Origin of the sequence: Methylorubrum thiocyanatum (assembly GCA_014138645.1) — a bacterium.
GTDB classification, from domain to species: Bacteria; Pseudomonadota; Alphaproteobacteria; order Rhizobiales; family Beijerinckiaceae; genus Methylobacterium; species Methylobacterium thiocyanatum.
In genome coordinates, this window is the sequence record JACJIB010000005.1 from 380,234 (window position 1) to 405,503 (window position 25,270).

Here is a 25,270-nt window from a genome sequence, read left to right on the forward strand (position 1 = left end):
AATATAGCCAGCCAGTCGACGGATTGCGCCTCAGATCGTCGTAATCAACGATCATCGCCATCAAGGAACGCGCAGGGGCTGTCGGGATAAGAAAGCTCGCTCCGGCTCAGGAAGCCGAGATCCGTGAGGGCATGCAAGTAAGCAAGAAGCGCATCGCTCTGCGCCGGTTCGTAGACGTATCCATGAGCTGCGATGGCTTCCCTCAACGTGGCGGCCCTGCCATCATGGAGGTAGGGAGCGGTTACCGCTACGTTCCGAAGGCTCGGCGTACGGAACAGGCCAGCATCTTCCGTGCGCCCGGTGATATCGGCAAGGCCGCGATCCATGCGGAGCCGGCTGGTGATGCGGTGGAAGCGTCCGTCGGTGAAATTGCTGCCGGAATGGCAGCCGGCGCAATCGTTCCTGAAGAGGGCGGCACCGGCCGGCGAAGTCTCGCCACGATCGACAGGGGCATCGTAGGAAACCAAACTGCGCTGGAAACTGGCCAGCGCCTTGGTGACAGTGCCGATGTCGATTGCCCCACCCCGTTCGGGAAATGCGGCGCGAAACAGCTGCCGATAGCATGCGTCGCCGTGGAGGCGGCGTACGAGCTCGGGCTCCTGTCCCGCCATTCCCATTTCGACTGGCTGCGTGCCGAAGAGCGGAACGTAAGCCTGAGCCTCCAGGCTGGTGATCCGCGGATCGCCCCAGGTCAGACTCGGCAGCCATGCGACGTTGGCCAAGCCTGGTACGTTGCGGAGCCCTTGGTCGCCATGCACTCCCGGGCGTGTGCGGGTTCCATCGGCGAAGCCGCGCTTCTGCTCGTGGCAGGTAGCACAGGCCATCGTGCCGTCGATCGATAGGTCGGCGTCGTAGAACAGGCGCCGGCCGAGTGCGACCTTAACGGCGCTCATCGGGTTGTCGGCTGGAACAACCGGAACGGCCAAACGGTCCGGCAGCGACCAGCGCCAAGCCGAGGGCGACGCCGATGGCAGGCCGAACGGCGCGGCGGCCAGGATCAGAGCGGCCGCTGCAGCGACGGGCCTTCTCACTTCGGTAGCTTCGTCACCATCAGCGGCAATTGAACGGTGCCATTCCCGGCGATCTGGAGCAGGTAACGACCCGGCTGAAGATCGAAATCGACCATCTTACGGATGCCTGTACAGACCGGGCCAGCCCCGTGTGCCACGGATGTCAAAGCGTCCGTTCCCAGCACGACGTCGACCCACGCCGCCGATCCGATCGCCACACGGTACCGTCCGGCGGCTTCCACGGAGAAGGCGAAGATCCCCCCATGGCTTACAGAGCCTCCCGGCTTCTCGGGTCGAAACGCATAGCGGATCGCGGGCGTCGGCAGCAGGGTCGCGACAGCCCCAAGCCCTATGGGCAGGGCGATCGCCGCTTCGGCATCCGAACCCGCGGTGATGGGAGCCATCTGGCTCCATCCTACCAACTCGGCCGGCGGCGCCAATGGCGCCACAGGGCAAGTCTCCGCCGCCTGCGTCGTGGCCATCGTCTGCATCGCGGCAAGCGCTATGAGCACTAGGACCAGAGAGCCTTTCGACAGTTGCGCCTTAATATCACACATCTCATTCCCTGAAAAAGTAGTAGCGATTGACCGGACGGATTGCCTTTCCACCTTCAGAACGTCATCCGTACGTTTGCAAAGACGGTGCGCCCTGCTTCAGGAAAACCGTAGGCCAGAGAGTAATTATGATCGAATAGATTGCGCACACCGATGGCGGCAGTCGCGTGCGCATCCAGGGCATACTGCGCCTGAAGGTTCACCAGCACGTAGCCGCCGGTTTTGAAGAAGTTGTTCTCCAGTCGGTCAGTCGAGAAGCGACCACTCGCCGCTTCCACGCTCGGCGTGAAGCTCAAAGCGGGCGTCGCTTGCCACGTGGCCCAGACGAAGGCCTGATGGCGCGGTGTGCCGGTCGGTTTCAGGGCAGGCCGCAGAGGATCGTTCAGCTCGCGAATCAAGAAGGTGTAGTTCGCGCCCACGAACAGCTCTGGCGAGAGCGTCAGCTCCGAGGCGACTTCATAGCCGTAGGTGCGCCCAGTGCCGACGTTCTGGTTCTGAATCTGGTTATTGCCAATGCTGACGGATTGGATCGCGTCCTCGATGTCGCTGTAAAACACTGCCGGCGAGAGCCGTAGGGATCCCAAGAACAGCTCGGACCAGCCGACCTCGTAGTTCGTGGCTCGCTCCGGCCGGAGATCAGGATTGGGGACAGCGTCACCGAATCGGGTGCTGAAGCGCTCGAACAGGTTCGGAAAGCGAGTCCGTGAGGAGACGCTGGCATGAACCCGACCTGTCTCGCTGGTTCGGTAAATTGCGGCCGTCTGCCAGTTGACCGCGTCGGTGCTGCCCAGCGGATAGGAGAACAGCGCGCGCGTGCTCGCGTTGTAGTCCTGCGCCCTGCGTAGCGCGTTGCGATCGTAGCTGAGGCCGGCCACGAGATCGAGTTGGTCCGTCGCGTGGAAGGTGTTCTCGACGGCGACGGAGTAGGTATCTTCCTGGCTCGTCTGGCGCGGCTCGATCACCGAACTCGGCAGACCTGGGGCCGGGAACTGGCGCTCGGTATGGGTATCGCGGCGGTAATGCGCGGCAAACTTGAGGGTGTTGAGCGGGATCAGCTCGGTGCCGAACTCGATGCTGCCGCCATAGGCAGTGTCGTCGTAGAAGCTGTCGAAGGAGCGTGGCAGGCGCTGACTAGATAAGCTCGCATTGTCGAAGGCCGAGAGTAGATTGTTGAAGCTGTTGTGGTAGGCCCGACCCAACAGGTAGGACTTATCGCCGATCGCCGTGCGTGACAGGAAGTACAGGCTGTCGATGTCCCAGTAGGGCCATCGCCAATCGCGCTGGAAGGCGGTCCCCCGGGGGAGCGGCATCGGCGTGATGCCGCTGACGGGCTCGAACACCGAGTATGGAGCCCCCTTGGCGCCCGATTGCTTTGTGTAGCTTAGGGAGTACTCGTCCGTGGCGTTCGGTGTGAGTGCGGCCTTCAGGTTGACGCGGTAATCGTCGACCGCCGAGAAGTCGCGCCGACCTCCATCCTCGATCGGCGGGCCGTTGCCGATCGGTACGGGGCGAAAACCCTGCGACAGGAACCAGCCGTTGCTGTCGCGGATCGTGCCGCTGGCCTGAAGGTAATAGTTTTCCTGGCGCGTGCCGATCAGTCCGAAGCCGGTGAAGGCCGTCGGGATGCCGCGATTGCCAACCTCGACGCCGGTGCGGAACTCGGCTTCCGCCGCCCGCACCGGCTTGCGGGTGACGAGGTTGATCGCGCCTCCCATGCCGCCGGGGCCGTTCAGCACGGTGACGTAGCCCTTTTGCACCTGGATCTCGGCGAGGTCCGGCGTGAGGAAGCGCCCGAAATCAAGCCGGTTGTCCGCCGGCAGGTAGACGCGGATGCCGTCGATCGAGAGAGGCACCTGAAAGCGGTCGAAGCCGCGCACGAAGATCAGCCGCTCGTTGCGGCTGCCGCCGGAATTGGCCGCGCTCACGCCCGGAACCACGGTCAGCGCATCATCCAGTGTGTTCTTGTTGAAGGTGTAGACGTCACGCGCTGTGACGACGCTCTGAGACGGCGTCGGTAGTCCGCCACTTTCGCGTCCGCTCCCGCTGACGGAAATTTCGGAGAGTACGGTCGAGAGTTCTCCGAGCTCGAAGGTGCCGATGGGTGCCCTGTCCGTTGGTACGACGCGCAAGGCTTTCGGCCGCCGGCCTTCCTCCAATGCAATGTCTTGAGCAATCGCATCGGTGCTGATGGGCGCGACGCTGACAGCTACGAACGCGGACACAACGGCTGGAATAGAGCGCACGATGGACATCTACCCTTCTCTGGGGGCGTCGATGGCAAGGATCTATCGCCGCCGGCCGTTCTTGGACGTTCCAGCAGGCTTGGCTATATACGAATAAATATAGCGATTCGGACGTTGCAGCCTTGCAACAGGGTCGCCCTAAAGGCGATCTCGACGTGGCGAGGAGCACTTCGAAACAGGTCGGGACTGATCGCCATGGGCTCCTTCGAAACACATGGCGGGGTTCAGAGGCCTCCCCCGCGCTTCATCGCCATCGCACAACGAGCAAATGCTCACCCTGGACGACTGGCGGCACGGTCATTTTGTCCACCCATGAAGCCTTTCCGAATGGGCGAAGTGGACAAATTGTCCAGCTATTCCATGGCGGCAGTTTTGCTTAAGTCTCTGTGGAGAATTGATAAATCAATCAATGTAGTGAGTGGCTCGGACATTGCTGTCGGGGTTCCCGAAGTGCGGCGAAGACCGCACCTCGAGGAATCGCCCCAGGAGGATCCATGTCTGTCAGCATCGCCGCCGAGCCCGGCTTTTTCAGTCGTGAGCGCACGGTCGCCGCGCCCAGTTTTAACCGTTGGCTGGTGCCGCCGGCCGCCCTCGCGATCCATCTCTGCATCGGCATGGCCTACGGCTTCAGCGTGTTCTGGCTGCCGCTCTCGCGCGCCGTCGGCATCACTCAGCCGGTCGCTTGCCCGGCCGAGATGGGCTTCTTCGGGTCCTTGGTCGCGACGGGGTGCGATTGGAAGATCAGCCAGCTCGGATGGATGTACACGCTGTTCTTCGTGCTGCTCGGCTGTTCCGCGGCGATCTGGGGTGGCTGGCTGGAGCGCGCCGGGCCGCGTAAGGCGGGCCTCGTCTCAGCTCTGTGCTGGTGTGGCGGCCTGCTGATCTCCGCGCTCGGCGTCTACCTGCACCAACTTTGGATGCTCTGGCTCGGCTCCGGCGTCATCGGCGGCATCGGGCTCGGCCTCGGCTACATCTCGCCGGTCTCGACGCTGATCAAGTGGTTCCCGGACCGGCGCGGCATGGCCACCGGCATGGCGATCATGGGCTTCGGCGGCGGCGCGATGATTGGCGCGCCCCTGGCCGACTGGCTGATGCGCCAGTTCGCGAGCCCGACCTCCGTCGGCGTCTGGCAGACCTTCGTGGCGATGGCTCTCATCTACGCCGTGTTCATGACGGCGGGCGCACTCGGCTACCGGGTGCCGCGCGAGGACTGGAAGCCGGCCGGGTGGACACCGCCCGCGACCACCAAGAGCGCGATGGTCTCGTCCCGCAACGTCGATCTCGGTGTCGCGACCCGCACCCCGCAATTCTGGCTGATCTGGGCGGCGCTGTGCCTCAACGTCTCGGCCGGCATCGGCGTCATCGGCATGGCCTCGCCGATGCTGCAAGAGATGTTCGGCGGCCGTCTGATCGGGCTCGACATCCCCTTCGGCCAGCTCGACGCCGCGCAGAAGGCGCAGATCGCCGCCATCGCGGCGGGCTTCACCGGGCTGCTCAGCTTGTGCAACATCGGCGGACGCTTCCTGTGGGCGACCTCCTCGGACAAACTCGGACGCAAGCTCACCTTCGCGATCTTCTTCCTCCTCGGCATGGTGCTCTACGCCGCGGTGCCGACACTCGCGGGTCTGGGCACGACGCTGTTCTTCGTGCTTGCGGTCGGCATCATCATCTCGATGTATGGCGGCGGCTTCGCCACGGTGCCGGCTTATCTCGCCGATATGTTCGGGACCAAGATGGTCGGCGCGATCCACGGACGGCTCCTCACCGCCTGGGCGACGGCGGGCATCCTCGGCCCGGTGCTCGTGAACTACCTGCGCGAGTACCAGATCGCCGCGGGCCTGCCCAATGCGCAGGCCTATAATCAGACCATGTACATCCTGGCCGGGCTCCTGGTCCTCGGCCTGATCTGCAACCTCTTGGTCCGGCCGGTCGCGGCGCGCCATTACATGGCGGATGAGAAGGGGACGCCTGCCGCTCTGCGCCCGGCGACCCAAGCCTCGCTCGCCGCCACGCCGACAGCCGAGCGCACGGCGTCGCCCGTGCTCGTTGGGCTGGCCTGGGCGGCAGTGGGCGTGCCGCTGGCGGTCGGCGTGCTGATCACGCTACAGAAGACGGCAATCCTATTGCATTGACGCGCCCCTGCAACCCGCCGGCCCTTCGCCGGCGGGTCAGCGCATCGCCATCGGGAGGGAATTCCTCTAAGCAGGCATTGCTCCGGGACTGCTTGCGGCAGACCCTCCCGCTGGCCCAATCGCAGTTCCATGACAGACGGCCCAAGCGCGACAGACGCTTCCGTTGCGACCAGCGACCCGTGGCTCGCCAAGGCGCAGATCCTTGTCGTCGACGACGAGCCCGGCATGCGCAACTTCCTCGTCCGGACGCTGGCGCCGCGCTGCGCCCGGGTCGAGGCGGTCGGCGATACGAGCGCCGCGGGCCGGCTGATCGAGGCGAGCAGCTTCGACCTCATCATCCTCGACAACATCCTGGGTGGACGCACGGGCCTGTCCTGGCTCGCGGATCTGCGACGCGACGGCCTGTTCACGGAGGTGATCCTGATCACTGCCTTTGCCGATCTCGAAACCGCGATCGAGGCTGTACGGGCGGGCGCAGCCGATTTCGTGCTCAAGCCGTTCCGCACCAAGCAGATCCTCAACGCCGTCGTGCGCTGCCTCGACCGCTCGGCCCTGCGACGGGAGAACTTCGTTCTACGCCGTCAACTGGCTCCGCCGGACCGGTCCCAGGCCGCCGAGCGTATCGTCGGCACCTCAGCGCAGATGGTGCGCACCCGCGATCTCGTCGCCCGCGCCGCGGCGACCCGCAGCACCGTGCTCGTCACCGGCGAGTCGGGGACGGCCAAGGAGGTCACGGCGCGTGCCCTGCACGAGTTGTCCGCCTTCGCCGACCGGCCGTTCGTACCGGTGAATTGCGGAGCCATCGCCGCCGACATCATCGAGAGCGAGCTGTTCGGCCATGTGAAGGGCGCCTTCACCAGCGCCGCTTCCTCGCGGGAAGGTCTCTTCTTTTACGCCCAGGGCGGCACGCTCTTCCTCGACGAGATCGCCGAATTGCCTCTCGCGCTGCAGGCGAAGCTCCTGCGGGTGATCGAGGACCGCAAAGTCCGGCCCGTCGGCTCCGACCGCGAAATCCCGATCGACGTTCGCCTGATCGCGGCGACCAATGCCGACCTCGCCGAGCGAGTCGCCGGCGGACAGTTCCGGGCCGACCTCTACTACCGGCTGGACGTCGTCCGTATCCACCTGCCGCCGCTGCGCGAGCGCGTAGAGGACATCGAACCGCTCGCGCGGATGTTCATGGACCAACTCTCGGCTCAACTCGGCATGCCACCGCTGCCGATTCCGCTGAGCGTGCTGCAGCGCTTCGAGGCCTATCCGTGGCCTGGCAACGCCCGCGAGCTTCGCAACCGGATCGAGCGTGCCCTGATCCTCGGGACATTCGGCGAGCCCGACTCCGGACCGACGGCCGAGCCCCGGACCGACGATCTTGCCGAGGTGGAGAAGCGCCATATCCTGCGAGTGCTCGCCGCCTCCGAGGGAAATCGCGCCGAGGCTGCGCGCCGGCTCGGTGTCTCGCGCAAAACCCTCGACCGCAAATGCGCGGAATGGAATGTGTGAGCGATCCGGGTCCGCGTGAGCCATCCACGAACCGCTGGCGTCTGCGCTCCGTCCGGACCCGTCTGCTCGCCATCGCCCTGCTGCCGATGGGGGCGGTACTTCCCGTCGTCCTCGGCTTCGCCCTATTTTGGTGGCTCGGGCAATTCGACGCGCTGCTCGTCTCCAAGGCACACGACGACCTAATCATCGCCCGCCAGTATCTGCGCCGCATCATGGAGCGCGGCGATGAGCAGATTGCAGCCCTCGGGCAGTCGGCAGCCTTCGCGGAAGCCGCCCGCGCGGACGGGCTCGACACCCTCCTCGAAGAGAGGCGGAAGGCACTCGGGCTCGATTTCCTCTATCTCACGGCCGCCGACGGCACGGTCCTAGCCGCCTCGCCGGCCGGAGCCAGACCTGCGGGCAGTGCAGGATGGCGGGTCGTCCGCGCCGCGCTCGAAGGTAAGCGGGAGACTGCGATCGACGTGTTCGACGCTAATGCAATGGACGCGGTCTCACCCGGTCTGGCGGTGCGCGCTCGCCTCGATCTCGTGCCGACGCCGGCCGCGGCTGAGACCGACCGCGCCGTCGAGACACGGGGCCTCGTGATTCATTCAGCCAGTCCCGCGCCGCTGCCCGACAGCAGAGGCGGGGCGCGTACGGGCGCCCTCGTCGGCGGCTCGCTCCTGAACGGCAATCTCGGCTTCGTCGACACTCTCAACGACCTGATCTACGCCCATGCTGATCTCCCCGGCGGCGGCCAGGGCACGGCGACGCTGTTTCTCGACGACGTACGCGTCGCGACCAACGTGCGGCTGTTCGGCAACCGCCGCGCTCTCGGCACCCGTGTCTCGAAAGAGGTGCGCGACGCCGTGCTCGGCCGGGGCCGCGTTTGGCTCGACAGCGCCTTCGTGGTGAACGACCGCTACATCTCAGCCTACGAGCCAGTGACAGACAGCACCGGCCACCGGGTCGGCATGCTCTATGTCGGTTTCCTCGAACAGCCGTTCCGTCTGGCGCGCTGGGCGATGGTGGCGGCGGTGGTAGCGGCATTCGCGCTTGCCGCCCTCGTGACGATACCGTTCCTGCTCCGCCTCGCTCGAGCGATCTTCAAGCCACTGGAACAAATGAACCGAACGATCGCAGCCGTCGATGCCGGCGATCTCGGCGCACGGATCGGGACCGTCCCAAGCGGAGACGAGATTGGGCTCGTGGCGCGCCGCTTCGACGAGTTGCTGGAGCGACTTCAGACGCGCGACGCTGAATTGCGTGCGTTCGCGCGCGAACTCGATGCCCGCGTTGAGGAGCGCACGCGCCAGCTCGAGGAGACCCGTCGCCAACTCGTGATGTCTGAGAAGCTCGCCTCGATCGGCGAGATTACGGCCGGCGTCGCTCATGAGATCAACAATCCGATCGCTGTGATTCAGGGCAACCTTGAGGTTGCACGTGAGGCTCTCGGACCCGCGGCGGACGAAGTCCGGACCGAGTTCGACCTGATCGATCAGCAGGTCCACCGGGTGAACATGATCGTCACGCGCCTGCTGCAGTTCGCCCGCCCGGACGAGTATGCGGGCTATGTCGAGACGGTCGTGCCGGCCGAGGTCGTCACAGATTGCCTGGTGCTCGTTCGCCATCTCCTCGAACGCGCCGACGTCGCGATCGAGAGAGAGGATACCGCGACCCGCACGGTGGAGATCAGCCGGACCGAGTTGCAGCAGGTCGTAATCAACCTCATGGTCAACGCCATTCACGCCATGCCCGAGGGCGGCCTGCTCCGTCTGAAGACGCAGGACAACGACTACTCCGGGCGCGAAGGTGTCGCGATTGAGGTTTCGGATACCGGCGTCGGCATCCCTGCCGACCGGCTGCGCAAAATTTTTGACCCCTTCTTCACCACCCGTACGCACGGGGGTACAGGACTAGGCCTTTCCATCAGCTACACGCTGATCGCCCGCTACGGCGGTACAATCACGGTCCACAGCGAGCTTGAGCGAGGATCGATCTTCGTGATCTGGCTTCCGGCGGTTCGTCGTCCGCATTGATGTCCGCCATCTGTCTTCATGAGTGTAGATCGACGTTGAGGCGGCTCATCATACACTTCGGCAAAAAGGCTGTAATCTATGTCTAGATTGCTCTGAGCAGGGTCGCGATCGACATCGTTCGACGAGCAAAATACATGCGGCAGTACAGCCGCCCGACCTACTTTGCCAGCTACTCGATACCCGTCACGCGACCTTGGATGCCGAGCACGCCGCGCAGGTTCCGGATAGCCATTCCCGCTCGACCTGCACTCCACCCTCGGTCATGGTGGGGTACTGGTCGATCCACCGGTCGGACCAACGGCCGCCCGCCTCGGTGAGCGAAGCACGCCGCGCGGCATGAATCCTATGGCACGGACGCGTTACCTTCCCCAGGAGGCAGTCCAGGGCCAACTGGGCGACCAGCGACGTGACGAACCCGAGCTCGACAGGCCCGTACGGCTGATAGTGGGCGCCGCAAGCGGGCTCTTCAAAAGCGACTGCCCGCTCGTCGGGCCAAGCTGCCACCCGGAAATGGGGTGCCCCCGTCCGGTCGAGCCCGCACCTGAGGCAGCCACCCCCAGGCGTGATGGCCACCGCATGCCCCGCGACAGCGTGCGCCTCGGTCCAGCCGTAGATGACGGGCATCGGCCTGCCCAGCCGGCACTGCCAGTCATTGAGTTGGCTTTCCGTGCGCCAATCCCCCATCGCCGACACGACGAGGTGACTTCCCCGGAGCGTTCCTTCATCGACGGCCAACATCGCCTGCGCCATGACCGGGAAGGCATCGAACCTCCCGTGCGGGTAGTCGATCCGCAGCTTCGAGGCCAGCCCTTCCGCTTTGTTCGCGCGCACGCAGGCGGCGCCGAGCGGATGGCGTCCGACGTTGGCCCAATCAAGTGCATCATGGTCGACAAGATTCAGGTGCCCGACGCCCGCCTGCGCGAGCGCGACCGCCACCGGCGCGCCAACCGATCCACAGCCCATGACCGTGACCGTCGCGCCTGTCAGCCGTTCCGTCCGCAGATCATGCCCTCGACCGTGGATCCAAGGGGCATCCGCTCGCGCCGGCTCGTCGCGCACGACGGGATCGCTACCAAGGTATCGCCGTGCCAGCAGTCTGCTCGGCAGGCGTGAGGGCCGGAAGCCGTCGTAAAGTGGCGCTGTCGAGCCGCCGCAGCTGCGTGCGCCCCGCGGGGATGCGATAGCGGCCGTCACGATCCCAGGGCCGAACCGTCCCTCCGCGGCGATGACCGTGACGATGCTGTCCTGCCGCGCGGAGACGAGGTCCGATAGGAGACGCGGTGCCTCGCCGCCACACCTCTCCACCAAGACCTGCACGTCCCGCGCCGTCCTCGGGTACTCGGACGGCAGCATCGGCCGGTCGAGCCACACGAGCAGGCCCTTTTGCAGTCGCGACGGGCGGAGGACCTTGTCTCCATAACGGTTCCGCAGCCAACCCGTGACCTGCTCCTCGGTGTCTCCGAGCAGGCGGATGCCCGTGGTCTGCCAGACGGCGATCTCGCGTGACGGCCGCTCTATCCGCAGGATGCTCGTCAGGCGTCCGTCCGAGGCGTTCCGATCGTAGCGCCAGTAGGTGAGGAACTCATCGAGGAAGTCCCTCTCCGCCATGCCCCCTTCTAAGAGGTCCCGAACGAGGGTGCAGCTCTTTCCGAGCAGCCGGACCACCACTCCGGCCGGATCGTCGGGATCGAATTCGCTCATGTTGGCGAGTAGGCACAGACTGCCATCGCGCTCGACGTGGGGCCACGTGAGGAACGGCGGCCGTTCCAGCAGGCCGAACTGCGGTCGTACGAGCGGGAAACCCTCGGGTATCAGCACGTCGATGTGCCGTGGATGCGGTTCGCCGAAGTCGACGGGCAGTCGCCAACCCGACTTTATCCGGAAACGGTGGTGGTATGCGGCGAGGGCCCTTCGTCCCAACGGTGTCGGGTCGACACCGTGCAGGTCCCGGAGGCACTCGCGAACCCTCTCGACAGCCGCATGCCGCCGGATCGACGCCTCATGCATGGCGTCCGCTGCCTCGCTCCCGCACAGATCCGGCAGCGGTCGCGCCCTGGGAGATCAGCAGGCCGGACGAGAGCGCCGCCGGCCTCGCCACCGACGGGGCAGGGGCCGGCGTGACGACGTGACCGGCCCGGTCGTGGTCCATGTCATAGACCGGTCCGGCCTCGAATGCCCGCCTGACCGCCGGGGAGGCGTTGGCGAGTGCGTTCGGCCCGAGGGCAGTCTGCCGTCCGTTCAGGTCGGACTGGATGGCCTCGGAGGTCGAGACTGCCTTGCTGGTGGCGCAACGGACGCTCCTGTCGCCCCGGATGCCCACCCTGCTGACCGGGGTCTCCCCGAACTCCGAGCCTATTGCGATGCCCATCTCGCGGATGCCGGGCAGCGTCGCCTTGCAGAGGTTGAACGAGGAGCGAAGGCCCCCGGAGAGCATGACGGCGGCGTCCACCGTACTCGCCGGCTCGGTCGCCAGCCGCGTGCCCACAGCCACAAGCCCGTGGAGGCAATCGCCGATGAAGCGTACCTTCCTGGCGCCGAAGTCGTCCCGGGCGCAGGCCGCCAGCTCGCCCCGGATGACGTGCAGGTTCGCCGTCATCTCGGCGATGCGTCGACCCCTGATGCACGCGTCCACGTAGGCGGTGAAGCCGGATAGATCGGCGAAGACCGAGGCGAGCCCCATCCTGATCGAACGGCTCGGCATCAACTCGGCGAAGTCGATGGTCTTGAGCGGCGGCTCGTGGCGGTGGAAGCGGAACGTCGCCTCGGGGGAGGTGAGCGCGGTCAGATCCATGTCCGTTTGCAGAGCGCGGACCGCGGCGAGCACCCGTGCCCGGATCGGCGCCGGATCGAGGCCGGACCACGCTTGGCCGTAGCCCGCGTTGGCAAGCCCGTATTGACGGTCCTCCGCGAGCGAGGTGGAGCGCTCCGAGGCCCAGCCGACGCTTGGTTCGCCCAGAACCTCGCGGGCGCGGTCGCTGAGATAGATGCCGGGATGGTCACCCTCTGCCAGCTTGGCTGCGTGGTTGGCCGGGCTGCCGAGGAAGAGCGGCTCCATATCCGCGCCCCGACCGCTGCTCACGGCGACCGCACGCCCCGTGTCGATACCAATCCTGACCCGGGTCTGGAGGCGGGCGCCGCCGATGTTCTGGCCGGCGGCCTCAATCGTCTCCTTCAAGGTCACTGCGAATGCGACGGCCCGGAGGACGCGTTGGCGCTCGTCCCCGACGGGCGTCACCAGGACGGCGTGCAGCCGGGGGCCGTGGTAGTCGACGCGCTGCGCCTCGAACTCCTCCACGACCCTATCAGTTGCCGAGTAGTGGAGGTGCAGGAACTGTAGGACGCGCTTATGGCTGGCTTCGGTCTCGCGGCCCTGATCCTGAAGCCGATCGTGGTAGTCGAGCAGCTGGACGTAGACGTGCACACCATCGACCAGAACCGCGCGGTTCCGGGGGACGGCAAAGATAGGCGACTCATCGAAGCCGAGCCTCTTGCCGCGGGCCTGCGCGTCCCGAACACGCTGCAAGAGGTACGTTTGGTCAAAGGTTCGCACGTCGATGGCCGACTGCGGTACGGTCGTCATGAACCGCGCGATGCGGTTTCGGCTTCGGATCGGATCCCAGGCCATGTCGGCACCCAAGGCTAATTCGAGGACAGGAAGGCGACGAAGCGCTTGCGGTGCTTGTCGAAGAATTCGACCGGGCTCGGCAGAAAGGAGGCGCGAACGTCATTGGGGAGTAGCTCGAAGACCGCGTCGCTGACGCGGACGCGCCCGCCCGACTGTTGGGTGTCGGGCTTGAACTGCTCGTATCGCGCCGCCTCGTTGACGGGTTGGCCGACGATGGTGAAGGCGATGCGGTCGCCGCCACCGAAGTCGCCGACGGATACCTCCCCCAGGTGCAGGCCGATCCGGATGCCTACTGGCGCCGAGGCTTCCGCTGCTGCCGCCTGGACGCGGCGGGCGGCCTCGAGTGCCGCCCTTGTGGCTCCGGCAACGCCCTTACTGAGGCGAGGGGCGTCCGGGCATAGCCAGAAAGCCATCACCGCATCGCCCATATGCTTATCGACCTGCCCGTTCGACCGCTGAATCTCCTCCACCTGCGGGTCCGTAAGCCGACGGAGGGTGGCTCCCACCTCGACGGCGTCCCGCCCCTCGGAGTGGGCGGAGAAGCCCGAGAGGTCGCTGAACCAGATCACGGCCATCCTCTTGACCGGCGGGATGGCCTCCGCGCCATTGAGTAGGATGGCGCTGGTCGCCTGCACGCCCTCCGGGCAGACCAAGCGCGCGATAGCCCGGTCACCCCTGTTGAGATCCCGCGCCTGGCTCGCCCTCTGCAGGCTCGCCTCGTCGAGTTTCGCGACCAGGGCCCGCGCGACGGTCTCGTACCAAAGGGCCCTGGTTTCCCCGGCGAGGGCGTCGATTGTCGATCGGTCGATCCTCCACACCTTGGATCGGTAGGCTGCCACAACGTCGTTGCCGCGTACGGGTAAGGAACCGGGCGCGCCCCGTAGGAATGCCATCTCGCCGATTATCTCGCCTCGTTCGCGGCGGGCGATGGGGCCGCCGGCCATGACCTGAAGCAGTCCCTCCTCGACGATCCAGAGGCAGTCCGCCTCTTCACTGCCTGAACAGAGGGCTTGGCCCTCGTGGAGCGTCTGAACCCGAAGCTCGTCGTGGAGGGCGGCTGTCAACACAGTCGGGTCGGGACAATATTTCTCAAGGAACATACTTATTCCAGGGCTACGGTTTTGCATGATTATTCCTAGAAATCGTAATGGCTGCGATGCCACAATGATTGGCTGAGCCCGACACTGGAAACCCAGGCTGCGCGAGCGACGATGACGCTCGTCCAGCTTCGACCGGGCGCAACAGCTAAGCTTTCACGTTTTGTTCCCCGCGCCGTTCCAGGCTGCCATCCCAATGGCAGCCTGGAAGCTATTCAGTCGAAGCTATTCACCTCTGCTCAAGAGGAGACTGGATGAAGGTGAACTTAAACTTTCATCACACGCCTCGCTCTACGGAAGGCCTGTCGGTCGAGGTGAATGTATTTCGACCGACAAACTTCCTCTATCGGCACATGCTGTGAGAATAAACCTAAGGGCAGGCTCGGAAAATTTTGCCTCTCAAGCAGGGCCTCCCAAGAAGCAATTCCAAACATCTTATGCCTCGCGCCGCAGGAGGGGCGCTTGAAAACCATCTATTCTCCCACAGTGCTCATCTTTTGCCTCAGGCTACACCAACACGGTGTGATTATGAGCACCCGGTCGTGCTTCCGCAGGTGTCGCACTTCAGGCAGGTGCCGTTGCGGACGAGCGTGAAGTTCGCGCATTCGGGGCAGGCCTCGCCGACATAGCCCTTCATCTTCGCCTCCGCCCGCCGATCCGCGACGCTGCGCTCGGCCTTGGCTTCCGGCTTGGCGAAGGGCAGCGTCTCGACGCTGCCGACGCTCTGCGGCTCCGCTTTCAGGGCGGTGGCGCCGTGGACGGCGTGGACCGTGCCGCCGGCCGGGGCCGACTGGCCGGTAGCCGCCGCGGCGACCCCCGTCGTCGCGTTGCCCGGACCGCCCTGGATCAGGGTGAGCCGGTCGGCCGAGCCGCGCAGCAGGCCGCGGGAGACGATGGCCGAGGCCGCCGGGGCCGGCTTGGCCGACTCGCGGGTGGTGTCGCCCTCGCCGCCGCCGAGCACCGTGCCGCCGATCTCGGCCGGGTTGACGTGGGCGAGGTCGGTCCGTCCGAGATAGGATACGGCCAGTTCGCGGAAAACGTAGTCGAGCAGCGAGGTCGCGTTCTTGATCGCGTCGTTGCCCTGCACGAAGCCCGCGGGCTCGAAGCGGGTGAAGGTGAAGGCCTCGACGTATTCCTCCAGCGGCACGCCGTATTGCAGGCCGAGCGAGATCGCGATGGCGAAGTTGTTCATCAGGCTCCGGAAGGTCGCGCCTTCCTTGTGCATGTCGATGAAGATCTCGCCGAGGCGCCCGTCATCGTACTCGCCGGTACGCAGATAGACCTTGTGTCCGCCGACCACTGCCTTCTGGGTGTAGCCCTTGCGGCGGTCCGGCATCTTTTCGCGCGAGCGGATGCGCTCGACCCGCTCGATCACCCGCTCGACGATCTTCTCGGCGGCGGCCGCTGCCTTGGCTGCGGCCGGGGCCTGGATGATCGCCTCGAGCGCGTCCTCGGCCTCGTCCTCGTCGTCCGCGATCAGGGCGGCGTTCAAGGGCTGCGACAGCTTGGAGCCGTCGCGGTAGAGGGCGTTGGCCTTGAGGGCGAGGCGCCAGGACAGCAGGTAGGCCGCCTTGCAATCCTCGACCGTGGCGTCGTTGGGCATGTTGATGGTCTTGGAGATCGCCCCCGAGATGAAGGGCTGCGCCGCCGCCATCATGCGGATGTGGCTCTCGACCGAGAGGTAGCGCTTGCCGGTGCGTCCGCAGGGGGTGGCGCAGTCGAACACCGCGTAGTGCTCACGCTTGAGGAACGGCGCGCCCTCCAGCGTCATCGCCCCGCAGACATGGGTGTTGGCGGCCTCGATCTCCTTCTTCGAGAAGCCGAGGAACGGCAGCAGCTCGAAGGTCGGGTCGGCGAGCTTCTCCGCCGGCACCTTGAGGGTGTCCTTGAGGAAATCGTCGCCGAGGGTCCAGCGGTTGAACACGAACTTGATGTCGAAGGCCGACTTCAACCCGGCTTCCACCGCCGCGATCTTGTCGTCGGAAAAACCCTTGGCGCGCAGCGAGCCGGGATTGATCGCGGGCGCCTGACCCATCGAGCCGTGGCCGACGGCGTAGGCCTCGATCTCGGCGATCTCGGATTCGCGGTAGCCCAGCGCCCGGAGAGCGTCCGGCACGGCGCGGTTGATGATCTTGAAGTAGCCGCCGCCGGCGAGCTTCTTGAACTTCACCAGGGCGAAGTCGGGCTCGATGCCGGTGGTGTCGCAATCCATCACGAGACCGATCGTGCCGGTCGGCGCGATCACGGTGGCCTGCGCGTTGCGGTAGCCGTGCTGCTCGCCGAGCGACAGCGCGCGATCCCAGGCCGCGCGGGCATGGGCGCCGATGTCGCCTTGCGGGATGTTGGCGTGGTCGAGCGGCACGGGGGCGACGTTCAGACCCTCGTAGCCCGTGGCCTCGCCATGCGCCGCACGGCGATGGTTGCGGATCACCCGCAGCATGTGGTCGGCGTTCTCAGGATAGGCCTCGAAGGTCCCGAGTTCGGCCGCCATCTCGGCGGAGGTGGCGTAGGCCACGCCCGTCATGATCGCGGTGAGCGCGCCGGCCAGCGCCCGGCCCTGATCGGAGTCGTAGGGCAGGCCCATGGTCATCAGCAGGCCGCCGATATTGGCGTAGCCGAGGCCCAGCGTCCGGTACTTGTAGGAAAGCTCGGCGATCTCCTTGGACGGGAACTGCGCCATCATCACCGAGATTTCGAGGACCACCGTCCAGAGACGGTTGAGGTGCTCGAACGCCTCGACGTCGAAATGCTTCGCCTGACGGTCGTACATCGTCAGCAGGTTGGCCGAGGCGAGATTGCAGGCCGTGTCGTCGAGGAACATGTACTCGGAGCACGGGTTCGAGGCCCGGATCCGCCCGCCGGTCGGGCAGGTGTGCCAGTCGTTCATCGTCGTGTTGAAGTGCAGGCCCGGATCCGCCGAGGCCCAGGCCGCCTCGCCGATCTTCTCCCACAGGTCGCGCGCCTTCAGGGTCTTGCTGACCTTGCCCGTCGTGCGGGCGGTCAGGCTCCAGTCGCCATCGGCCTCGACGGCGCGCAGGAACGTGTCGGTCAGCGAGACCGAGTTGTTGGAGTTCTGGCCGGCGACCGTGAGATAGGCCTCCGAATCCCAGTCGGTGTCGTAGACGGGGAACTCGATCTTGGTGAAGCCCTGGCGGGCGAACTGCACGACGCGCTTGATGTAGGCGTCGGGCACCATCGCCTTGCGGGCGGCCTTGATCTCGCGCTTGAGCGCCGGGTTGCGCTCGGCGTCGAAGCAGGCGTCGCCTTCTGCCTCGCACTGGATGCAGGCCTTCATCACCGCGGTGAGGTGCTTCGAGACGACCTTGGAGCCGGTCACCAGCGCGGCGACCTTCTGCTCCTCCTTCACCTTCCAGTCGATGAAGGCCTCGATATCGGGGTGGTCGATATCGACGATGACCATCTTGGCGGCCCGCCGCGTGGTGCCGCCGGACTTGATCGCGCCCGCCGCCCGGTCGCCGATCTTGAGGAAGGACATCAGGCCGGACGACTTGCCGCCGCCGCCGAGCCGCTCGTTCTCGGCGCGCAGCATCGAGAAGTTGGATCCGGTGCCCGAACCGTACTTGAACAGGCGGGCCTCACGCACCCACAGGTCCATGATGCCGCCCTCGTTGACGAGGTCGTCCTGCACGGACTGGATGAAGCAGGCATGCGGCTGCGGATGCTCGTAGGCCGTGGCCGACTTCGTCAGCGCGCCGGTCTTCGGGTCGCAGTAGAAATGGCCCTGGCTCGGGCCGTCGATGCCGTAGGCCCAGTGCAGGCCGGTGTTGAACCATTGCGGCGAGTTCGGCGCCACCATCTGGCGGGCGAGCATGAAGCGCAGCTCGTCCATGAAGGCCGAGGCGTCTTCCTCCGACGAGAAGTAGCCGCCCTTCCAGCCCCAGTAGGTCCAGCAGCCGGCCAGGCGATCGAACACCTGGGTCGAGGAGATCTCGGAGACATAGCGCTCCTCCTCGGGCAGCTCGGCCAGTGCGGCCTCATCCGGCACCGAGCGCCACAGGAACGAGGGAACACTGTTCTCCTCGACCCGCTTCAGGCGGGCGGGGACGCCGGCCTTGCGAAAATACTTCTGCGCCAGCACGTCGGCGGCGACCTGGCTCCAGCTCTCCGGCACCGAGATGCCGTCGAGCCGGAAGACGATCGATCCGTCCGGGTTGCGGATCTCGCTCACCGCCTTGCGGAAGGCGATGGATGCATAGGGAGACTGGCCTGACGTGGTGTAGCGCCGCTCGAACCGCATGAATCCCTCTCCCTCGGAGCCAAGCGACCCCGTGCCGCGGCGCGGGCCGCGGTTCATGGATGAAAAGCCGGAATGCCCTCAGCCGGTTCGTGGCCCCGCATGCGATGCGTGGGAGCCTGTCCGTCACGCGGAAACGGGGTCTTCTGCAAACCCCGCCGAACCCTCCGAAGCGATGCCTGGACCTTACGTCCGGGTGGCCATCTGCGTCAATAACTAGTGCCGGCTACCCGTGTTCCGCGCTAGATGTTGTGTTCTGCGGGATAATCCTGTGGATATCCGGAACGGTTCGCTAAGTGGCCGTTCGGCTTCAGCGAATCCGCCGGAAAATTTTTTCGGTCCACAGGCGACGGCATGGTTCCGGCCGCCCTCGGCGGGATCGAACAGGGTTAACGGGCGCGCGAGACAGGGGAGGCGTGCCGAAAATGCGACAGCGGCGCGGGGTGCTGGACTCGCGCGCGCGTGACGACCATAACGGCCCGGCGACGGCGCCGCGGACCCGTCGCCCGCCGGAGGAACCATGGCCCTCAAGGACACGCTGCTGCGCATCTTCACGTGGTGGAACGGGCAGACGATGTCGCTCGCGCTCTACACGGCACGCAGCGGCCAGTTCGTCGGTTCGGACGAACTCGGCAACAAGTACTACAAGGCGCAAGGCCCGCTGATCGACCGTTCGGTCGGCCCGGAGCGGCGCTGGGTGGTCTATAACGGCTACGCTGACGCCTCCCGCGTTCCGCCGGGCTGGCGCGCGTGGCTGTGCCACAACGGCGACGTTGCCCCGAGCGAGGAGGATTACACGCCTCGCGAGTGGCAGAAGGCCCACGAGGAGAACCTCACCGGTACGGCGGCGGCCTACCGGCCGAAGGGCTCCCAGCTCTCCTGGGGCGCCCGCCCTGCCGCCACCGGCGACTACGTGCCGTGGACGCCGGGCGAGTAGACGATCCGTGATCGCCTGCTCCAGCCGTTAGTCTGAACGGATCGGCGTGCCGGGCCTTGTCTCTGCATCGAAGGATGAAGGGGCAAGACCCATGCGAGCGACGACTTTGGCCCTGTTGCTCTGTCTCGGTGCGACGGCGGCGCGAGCCCAGGAGGCCGATGCGCAGGCACAGGCCGAGCTGACACCGGTCCTGAAATCCGAAAGCCTCGTCTTCAACGGCGTCACCCGCTCCAAGGACGGGCGGCTGTTCTCCCCCTTCCAGCGTCAGCAGAAGGACAAGGGACTCGAACTCGGCGAGTGGATCGACGGCAAGCCGCAACCCTATCCCGATGCCGCCTGGAACGGCTGGAAGACCGGGGAGGACGCCGCAAGGGCCTTTGTCGGCGTCAACGCGATCCGTATCGGCCCGGACGGCGATCTCTGGGTCGTCGACAAGGGTGCGGCCGAACTCGGCGGGACGCCGCTGCCCGGCGGGCCGAAGCTCGTGCAGATCGATCTCTCGGCGAACAAGGTCCGCAAGGTCTTCCCGCTGGAGAAGGCGACCACGGACAAGAGCTTCATCGACGATTTCCGCTTCAACGGCCGCAAGGTCTACCTGACCGATGCCGGCCAGCCTGGCATCCTCGTGCTCGACCTCGACGACGGCACGCTCCGGCGCGTGCTCGACGGGCATCCCTCCACGGTGGCGCAGCGCCCGCTCACCGGCGAGAACAAGGTGCTGCTCGATGCGAAGGACAAGCCGATCGCGATCCACGCCGACCAGCTCGAAGTCTCGCCGGATGGGAAGTGGTTCACCTACCAAGCCTGCACCGGTCCGCTCTACCGGATCGAGACCAAGTGGCTCGACGACGCGGGGGCGAGCGATGCGGAGCGGGGCAAGCATGTCGAACTGTTCGCCGCCACCGTCTCGACCGGCGGCACCGCCATCGACGCCGAGGGCAACATCTACGCCTCCGATACCGATAATCTCCGGATCCTGAAGTTCGCGCCCGACGGCACGCAGACGACCCTGGTGCAGGATCCGCGGCTCGTGTGGGTCGATGCGATGTGGATCGACGAGGAGGGCGGCCTCTGGCTTCCGGCGGCGCAGATGAACCGCAGCAAGGGCATGAACGGCGGCACGTCGAAGATCGCGTTTCCGACGACGATCTTCCGCATGTCGATTGGCGCCAAGCCCGTGCGGAACTAGGAGGGAGGGTCCGGCCGCCCTTTTTCCACCACCCTTCGGGTGTTGGAACGGCCGGACGTTTCCCGGCCGCGACGGCCGGCTCCAGACTCAAGAGGGCGCCTTGAGCCGCATCCCCGCAACGATCCTGCGCCGGACCGCGCTCGGCACGCTCGCCCTGGCGCTCTCGGTGCTGCCGGCCTCGGCCGACAAGATCAAGAACCCGACCGCCGTGTTCTCCGGCCTCGACAAGATCACCGGCCGGATCGTGACCTTCGAGGTCGCCATCGACGAGACGGTGCAGTTCGGCGCGCTGCAGATGACGCCGCGGGTCTGCTACTCGCGCCCGCCGACCGAGACGCCGAAGACCACCGCCTTCCTCGAGGTCGACGAGGTGACGCTGGACAGCAAGTACCGGCGCATCTTCACGGGCTGGATGTTCGCGTCGAGCCCGGGGCTCCACGCCATCGAGCACCCGATCTACGACGTGTGGCTGACCGATTGTAAGGGCGGCACCGACGTGATCGCCGAGGCGAAGGAGCAGGAGGACGTGCCCGCGCTCGCCTCCCGCCAGGAGAAGCCGAAGAAGAAGGGCGCGGACCCGACCAAGACCGCCAGCCAAGTCAACCAGAACGGCCAGGTGGATGTCGAGGGGCCGCGTGGCGTGCCGGTCCAGCCCAAGCAGAAGCCTTCGCGAAAGTTCTTCCCGAACAACGAGGGCCCGGCACCGGCTCCGCCGCCCCCGCGCGAGCCGCAATCGATCTTCGACGCGATCTTCCGGTAATCGCCCCTACGGCGCCAGCCGCTGCCGCGACGTCATGAATGGTCCCTCCGGCCGACGCGCGGCGGCGAAGGCGGCGAGTCCGATCGGGTTCGGCATGCCGACATAGATCGCTTCCATCCCGCCGGAGAGACGGTAGGCCTCGTGCCAGAAGCCGTTTCCGGCCGGATCGCGGCCGAATGCCCGCCACCACGTCTTGTGCGGCTCCGAGCGGGTGAAGGCCTCCAGGCTCTCCAGATCCCGCCAATACTGCCGCATGCCGACATGGTTCAGGCCGTAGACGAGATTCTCATGCGCGAGGAGGCCATCGGGCATGTCCCGCTGCACCTGCGCCAAGCCGCGCCCGATGCCGAGCAGCGTCTTCAAGCCTCGCAGCCGGCCGACCCGGAAACCGAGATAGACGACCACGAGGCCGGGATAGGCCGAGAGATCGACCGATTCACGCCGAGGGTGTGGCCCTTGCGCGTCCAACTTCCGCATGGCATCGACTCCATGTTTGCACCGTAATCATAGGTTGGGCGTTTACAGTGTCAGCATCGAGGCCGGGATCCGATCCAGGCAAGGGCGGCTACCATCATGGCGAGCTGCGCGCGGCGCTCGTCGCAGCCGGCCTGTCGATTCTGGAGGAGGGCGGCGATGCCTCCGCCCTGGGACTGCGCGAGGCGGCGCGACGCGCCGGCGTCTCGGCCATGGCGCCCTACCGGCACTTCCCCGACAAGGACGCGCTGCTGGCTGCGGTGGCCACCGTCGGGTTCGAGCGGCTGCGATGTGCGCTGCAAGCCGCCGACGGGGGAGGGGAGGGTGATGCAGACGCGCGGGAGGCGCTCTACGCCCAGGGAGCGGCCTACGTCGCCTTCGCCTGCGCGCAGCCCGGTCTGTTCCGGCTGATGTTCTCGGCCCGCTCCGGCGGATCGCGTCCCGCGACCCTGTGCGAAGCCTCGGCGGCCGCCTACGCGGTGTTGTCCGACCGCGTCGCCACCCTGGTGCCGGCGGCGTCGGCTGCGGAGGAAGCCCTGCGCTCCTGGGCCCTGGTCCACGGCATCGCCTCGCTCGTCATCGACGGCATGGTCGGCGAGGCGGTGCGCAGCGATCCGCAGGCGGCGGCAGCCCTTGCGAGCCGCTTGTTGAGGCTCGAACCCATCGTAGGATAGTGAAGAGACCGAGATCCCAAAGGGATCATCCCTTTGGCGGGGCATCGGGGCAGCGCCCCGATGTCTTTCCAGGGCTCCGCCCTGGACCGGCGAAAGGACTCGTCCTTTCGAAACCCAGATCAGGCGACTGCGCTGCCGATACCAAGCGCGGCCAGCGCCTCACTTCCACGAAAAATCCGCTCCGGCGGGCCCCATTCGGCGCGCTCGGTGATCGCGGCGGCGAGCTGGCGCTTGTAGATGTGGCGCGGCACTTCCTCGACGCCGAACTGGCTCAAGTGATCGGTCAGGAACTGCGTGTCGGCGAGCTGGAAGCCGCCCGCCCGCAACCGCGCGACGAGGTGGACCAGCGCCACCTTGGAGGCGTCGCGTACCTCGTGGAACATGCTCTCGCCGAAGAACGCTGCTCCGAGCGAGACGCCGTAGAGGCCGCCCGCGAGGCGCCCCTCGTGGTAGACCTCGATCGTGTGGCAATGGCCGAGATCGAACAGGGCGCCGTAGAGATCGCGGATGCGGGCATTGATCCAGGTGCGGGCGGTGTCCCGACGCGGGGCGGCGCAGCCGTCGATGACAGCATCGAAATCCCGGTCGCTGACGACCTCGAACACGTCGGATCGCACGGTCCGGGCGAGCCGTTTCGGCACGTGGAAGCGGTCGAGGGGCAGCACCCCTCGGGCGCGGGGCTCGACCCAGTAGATCGTCGGGTCGTCCGCATCCTCGGCCATCGGGAAGATCCCCGCGGCGTAGGCCTTGAGCAGGATATCGGGCGTGATGTCCACGGGCGGCCTATCATGCATCGAAGCGTTGTCGCTCCGGCGGCGCGGGAACGCCAGCCCCCCTCGCGCCGCGATCTGGATGCGGAAGACGGCCGAGGATACGAAAAAAGCCGGCCCCGCGACGGGACCGGCTGTTGCTCGTGAGGACGGGGCCGGCGTTCAGCGTCGCTGATCGGTCTCCGACAGGCCCTCGCGCTCCAGGAAGCCTTCGAGCCAGTGGATGTCGTACTGGCCGTTCTGCACGTCGGCGTTGCGCACCAGGGTGCGGAACAGCGGCAGCGTCGTGTCGATGCCGTCGACCACGAACTCGTCGAGCGCCCGGCGCAGGCGCATCAGGCACTCGTTGCGGGTGCGCCCGTGCACGATCAGCTTGCCGATCAGCGAGTCGTAATGCGGCGGGATGCGGTAGCCCTGGAAAGCGGCCGAATCGACCCGCACGCCGAGACCGCCCGGCGGATGGAAATAGGTGATCAGCCCCGGGGAGGGGCGGAATGTGGCCGGGTGCTCGGCGTTGATCCGGCACTCGATGGCGTGCCCCTCGACCTTGATGTCCTCCTGGGCGACCGACAGCCCGCCGCCGGCGGCGACACGGATCTGCTCGTTCACGAGGTCGATCCCGGTGATCATCTCGGTCACCGGATGCTCCACCTGAATCCGGGTGTTCATCTCGATGAAGTAGAACCGCCCGTCCTCGTAGAGGAACTCGATGGTGCCGGCGCCGAGATAGCCGAGTTCGCGCATGGCGTTGGCGCAGATGCCGCCGATCTCGGCCCGCATCTCGGCGTTGAGGGCGGGCGAGCCGCCCTCTTCCCAGACCTTCTGGTGGCGCCGCTGGAGCGAGCAGTCGCGCTCGGCCAGATGCACCGCGTGGCCCTTCCCGTCGCCGAGGATCTGTACCTCGATGTGGCGCGGCTTGGTCAGGTACTTCTCGAGGTAGACCGCGTCGTCGCCGAAGGCGGCCTTGGCCTCGGTGCGGGCCATGTCGAGGGCCTGTTCCAGCTCGGCTTCCGAGCGGGCGACCTTCATGCCGCGACCACCGCCGCCGGAGGCCGCCTTGACCAGCACGGGATAGCCGATCTCGGCCGCCACGCGCTTGGCCTCGTCGGGATCGGAGACGCCGCCTTCCGAGCCCGGCACGCACGGGATGCCGAGGCGCTTGGCGGTGCGCTTGGCCTCGATCTTGTCGCCCATCACCCGGATGTGCTCGGCCTTGGGGCCGATGAAGCCGATGTTGTGGTGGGCCAGAACCTCGGCGAAGCGGGCGTTCTCCGAGAGGAAGCCGTAGCCGGGATGGACCGCGTCGGCCCCGGTGATCTCGCAGGCGGCGATGATCTGGGGGATGTTGAGGTAGCTGTCGCGGGCGGCCGGCGGGCCGATGCAGACGCTCTCGTCGGCGAGCCGCACATGCATGGCGTCGGCGTCGGCGGTCGAGTGGACCGCGACGGTGGCGATACCGAGCTCCTTCGCCGCCCGCAGGATGCGGAGCGCGATCTCGCCGCGGTTGGCGATCAGGATCTTGTCGAACATCGCGGGGAGGCTACTCGAGAACGAGGAGGGCTTCGCCGTACTCGACCGGCATCCCGTCCTCGACGAAGATCGCGGTCACCGTACCGGCGCGGGGCGCGACGATTTCGTTGAAGGTCTTCATCGCCTCGACCAGCAGGAGCTTGTCGCCGGCCTGGACCTTCGTGCCGATCTCGATGAACGGCTTCGCGTCGGGCGACGGTCGCAGATAGGCGGTGCCGACCATGGGGGAGGGGACCGCGCCGGGATGGCCGGCGCCGGATTTAGCGGGTGCCGGCGCTAGGGCGGCCGGGGGCGCCGCGACGGGTGCCGCCGCCGCGAGCGCGGCCGGGGCGGCGGGCGCGACCTGAACCGAGACCGCCTCGATCTTGCGGGCGACGCGGATGCGCAGGTCGCCCTTCTCGACCTCGATCTCGCTCAGATCGGTCTCGGCGACCATCCGGGCGAGTTCGCGCACCAGTTCGGGATCGAAGGGTTCGTTCTTGGCCATCGGCTCGTAGTTCTG

At 66.5% G+C, this 25,270-nt stretch carries 18 protein-coding genes; 7 read left to right on the plus strand and 11 right to left on the minus strand.

Going from position 1 to position 25,270, the window contains the following annotated elements:
* Positions 1–44: 44 nt before the first annotated feature.
* The 3 genes from HNR51_RS16255 to HNR51_RS16265 form a co-directional block, all read right to left on the minus strand.
* A complete protein-coding gene (locus HNR51_RS16255; RefSeq protein ID WP_012455559.1) occupies positions 45–1,031 on the minus strand; it encodes a cytochrome c peroxidase in 987 nt (328 codons plus the stop codon).
* Positions 1,028–1,414 (minus strand): hypothetical protein, encoded by a 387-nt coding sequence (locus HNR51_RS16260; protein ID WP_012606145.1) that lies wholly within the window; start codon positions 1,412–1,414, stop codon positions 1,028–1,030. The genes HNR51_RS16255 and HNR51_RS16260 overlap by 4 nt, the downstream gene beginning before the upstream one ends.
* A gap of 206 nt (positions 1,415–1,620) precedes the next feature.
* Entirely contained in the window at positions 1,621–3,816 is a 2,196-nt protein-coding gene (locus HNR51_RS16265) for a TonB-dependent receptor plug domain-containing protein (RefSeq protein WP_012455557.1), read from the minus strand.
* A 485-nt stretch (positions 3,817–4,301) separates the two neighbouring features.
* Between HNR51_RS16265 and HNR51_RS16270 the strand changes: the two genes are divergently transcribed.
* From HNR51_RS16270 to HNR51_RS16280, 3 genes are all read left to right on the plus strand, one after another.
* The gene (locus tag HNR51_RS16270) at positions 4,302–5,939 is read left to right on the plus strand and encodes an OFA family MFS transporter (protein ID WP_012455556.1); all 1,638 of its coding nucleotides are present in this window, start codon (positions 4,302–4,304) and stop codon (positions 5,937–5,939) included.
* A 129-nt stretch (positions 5,940–6,068) separates the two neighbouring features.
* Complete coding sequence (locus tag HNR51_RS16275; RefSeq protein ID WP_182555620.1) at positions 6,069–7,439, plus strand: sigma-54-dependent transcriptional regulator; 1,371 nt, start codon at positions 6,069–6,071, stop codon at positions 7,437–7,439.
* Positions 7,427–9,457, plus strand: a complete 2,031-nt coding sequence (locus HNR51_RS16280; protein ID WP_012455554.1) for a sensor histidine kinase — start codon at positions 7,427–7,429, stop codon at positions 9,455–9,457. Before HNR51_RS16275 ends, HNR51_RS16280 begins: the two co-directional genes overlap by 13 nt.
* A gap of 183 nt (positions 9,458–9,640) precedes the next feature.
* Here the strand turns inward: HNR51_RS16280 and HNR51_RS26755 are convergent, their stop codons facing one another.
* From HNR51_RS26755 to HNR51_RS16300, 4 genes are all read right to left on the minus strand, one after another.
* Positions 9,641–11,464, minus strand: coding sequence for a ThiF family adenylyltransferase (locus HNR51_RS26755; protein WP_182555621.1), 1,824 nt, complete (start codon positions 11,462–11,464; stop codon positions 9,641–9,643).
* Complete coding sequence (locus HNR51_RS16290) at positions 11,457–12,878, minus strand: adenylate/guanylate cyclase domain-containing protein (protein ID WP_239681613.1); 1,422 nt, start codon at positions 12,876–12,878, stop codon at positions 11,457–11,459. Before HNR51_RS16290 ends, HNR51_RS26755 begins: the two co-directional genes overlap by 8 nt.
* 218 nt (positions 12,879–13,096) lie before the next feature.
* Positions 13,097–14,182 (minus strand): adenylate/guanylate cyclase domain-containing protein, encoded by a 1,086-nt coding sequence (locus tag HNR51_RS16295; RefSeq protein WP_239681614.1) that lies wholly within the window; start codon positions 14,180–14,182, stop codon positions 13,097–13,099.
* 523 nt (positions 14,183–14,705) lie between these two features.
* A complete protein-coding gene (locus HNR51_RS16300) occupies positions 14,706–18,437 on the minus strand; it encodes a vitamin B12-dependent ribonucleotide reductase (protein WP_182555623.1) in 3,732 nt (1,243 codons plus the stop codon).
* A 517-nt stretch (positions 18,438–18,954) separates the two neighbouring features.
* Between HNR51_RS16300 and HNR51_RS16305 the strand changes: the two genes are divergently transcribed.
* From HNR51_RS16305 to HNR51_RS16315, 3 genes are all read left to right on the plus strand, one after another.
* The gene (locus HNR51_RS16305; RefSeq protein ID WP_012452962.1) at positions 18,955–19,371 is read left to right on the plus strand and encodes an NADH:ubiquinone oxidoreductase subunit NDUFA12; all 417 of its coding nucleotides are present in this window, start codon (positions 18,955–18,957) and stop codon (positions 19,369–19,371) included.
* Between the two features lie 91 nt (positions 19,372–19,462).
* Positions 19,463–20,560, plus strand: coding sequence for an SMP-30/gluconolactonase/LRE family protein (locus HNR51_RS16310; protein ID WP_182555624.1), 1,098 nt, complete (start codon positions 19,463–19,465; stop codon positions 20,558–20,560).
* Between the two features lie 100 nt (positions 20,561–20,660).
* Positions 20,661–21,320: a DUF2155 domain-containing protein gene (locus tag HNR51_RS16315; protein WP_012452960.1), complete on the plus strand. Its 660-nt coding sequence runs from the start codon at positions 20,661–20,663 to the stop codon at positions 21,318–21,320.
* A 6-nt stretch (positions 21,321–21,326) separates the two neighbouring features.
* On the opposite strand, the gene HNR51_RS16320 is transcribed toward HNR51_RS16315, so the two are convergent.
* Positions 21,327–21,797 carry a monooxygenase family protein gene (locus HNR51_RS16320; RefSeq protein WP_182555625.1) on the minus strand — a complete coding sequence of 157 codons (471 nt, stop codon included), beginning with the start codon at positions 21,795–21,797 and terminating at the stop codon, positions 21,327–21,329.
* Positions 21,798–21,844: 47 nt separating this feature from the next.
* On the opposite strand from HNR51_RS16320, the gene HNR51_RS16325 reads away from it, so the two are divergent.
* A complete protein-coding gene (locus HNR51_RS16325; protein WP_182555626.1) occupies positions 21,845–22,468 on the plus strand; it encodes a TetR/AcrR family transcriptional regulator in 624 nt (207 codons plus the stop codon).
* 119 nt (positions 22,469–22,587) lie between these two features.
* Here the strand turns inward: HNR51_RS16325 and aat are convergent, their stop codons facing one another.
* The 3 genes from aat to accB form a co-directional block, all read right to left on the minus strand.
* Positions 22,588–23,262 (minus strand): leucyl/phenylalanyl-tRNA--protein transferase, encoded by a 675-nt coding sequence (gene aat / locus HNR51_RS16330; protein WP_041371081.1) that lies wholly within the window; start codon positions 23,260–23,262, stop codon positions 22,588–22,590.
* Positions 23,263–23,400: 138 nt separating this feature from the next.
* Positions 23,401–24,768 carry an acetyl-CoA carboxylase biotin carboxylase subunit gene (gene accC, locus HNR51_RS16335; protein ID WP_012452956.1) on the minus strand — a complete coding sequence of 456 codons (1,368 nt, stop codon included), beginning with the start codon at positions 24,766–24,768 and terminating at the stop codon, positions 23,401–23,403.
* Positions 24,769–24,778: 10 nt separating this feature from the next.
* Positions 24,779–25,255, minus strand: coding sequence for an acetyl-CoA carboxylase biotin carboxyl carrier protein (accB, locus tag HNR51_RS16340; RefSeq protein WP_012452955.1), 477 nt, complete (start codon positions 25,253–25,255; stop codon positions 24,779–24,781).
* Positions 25,256–25,270: the final 15 nt, after the last annotated feature.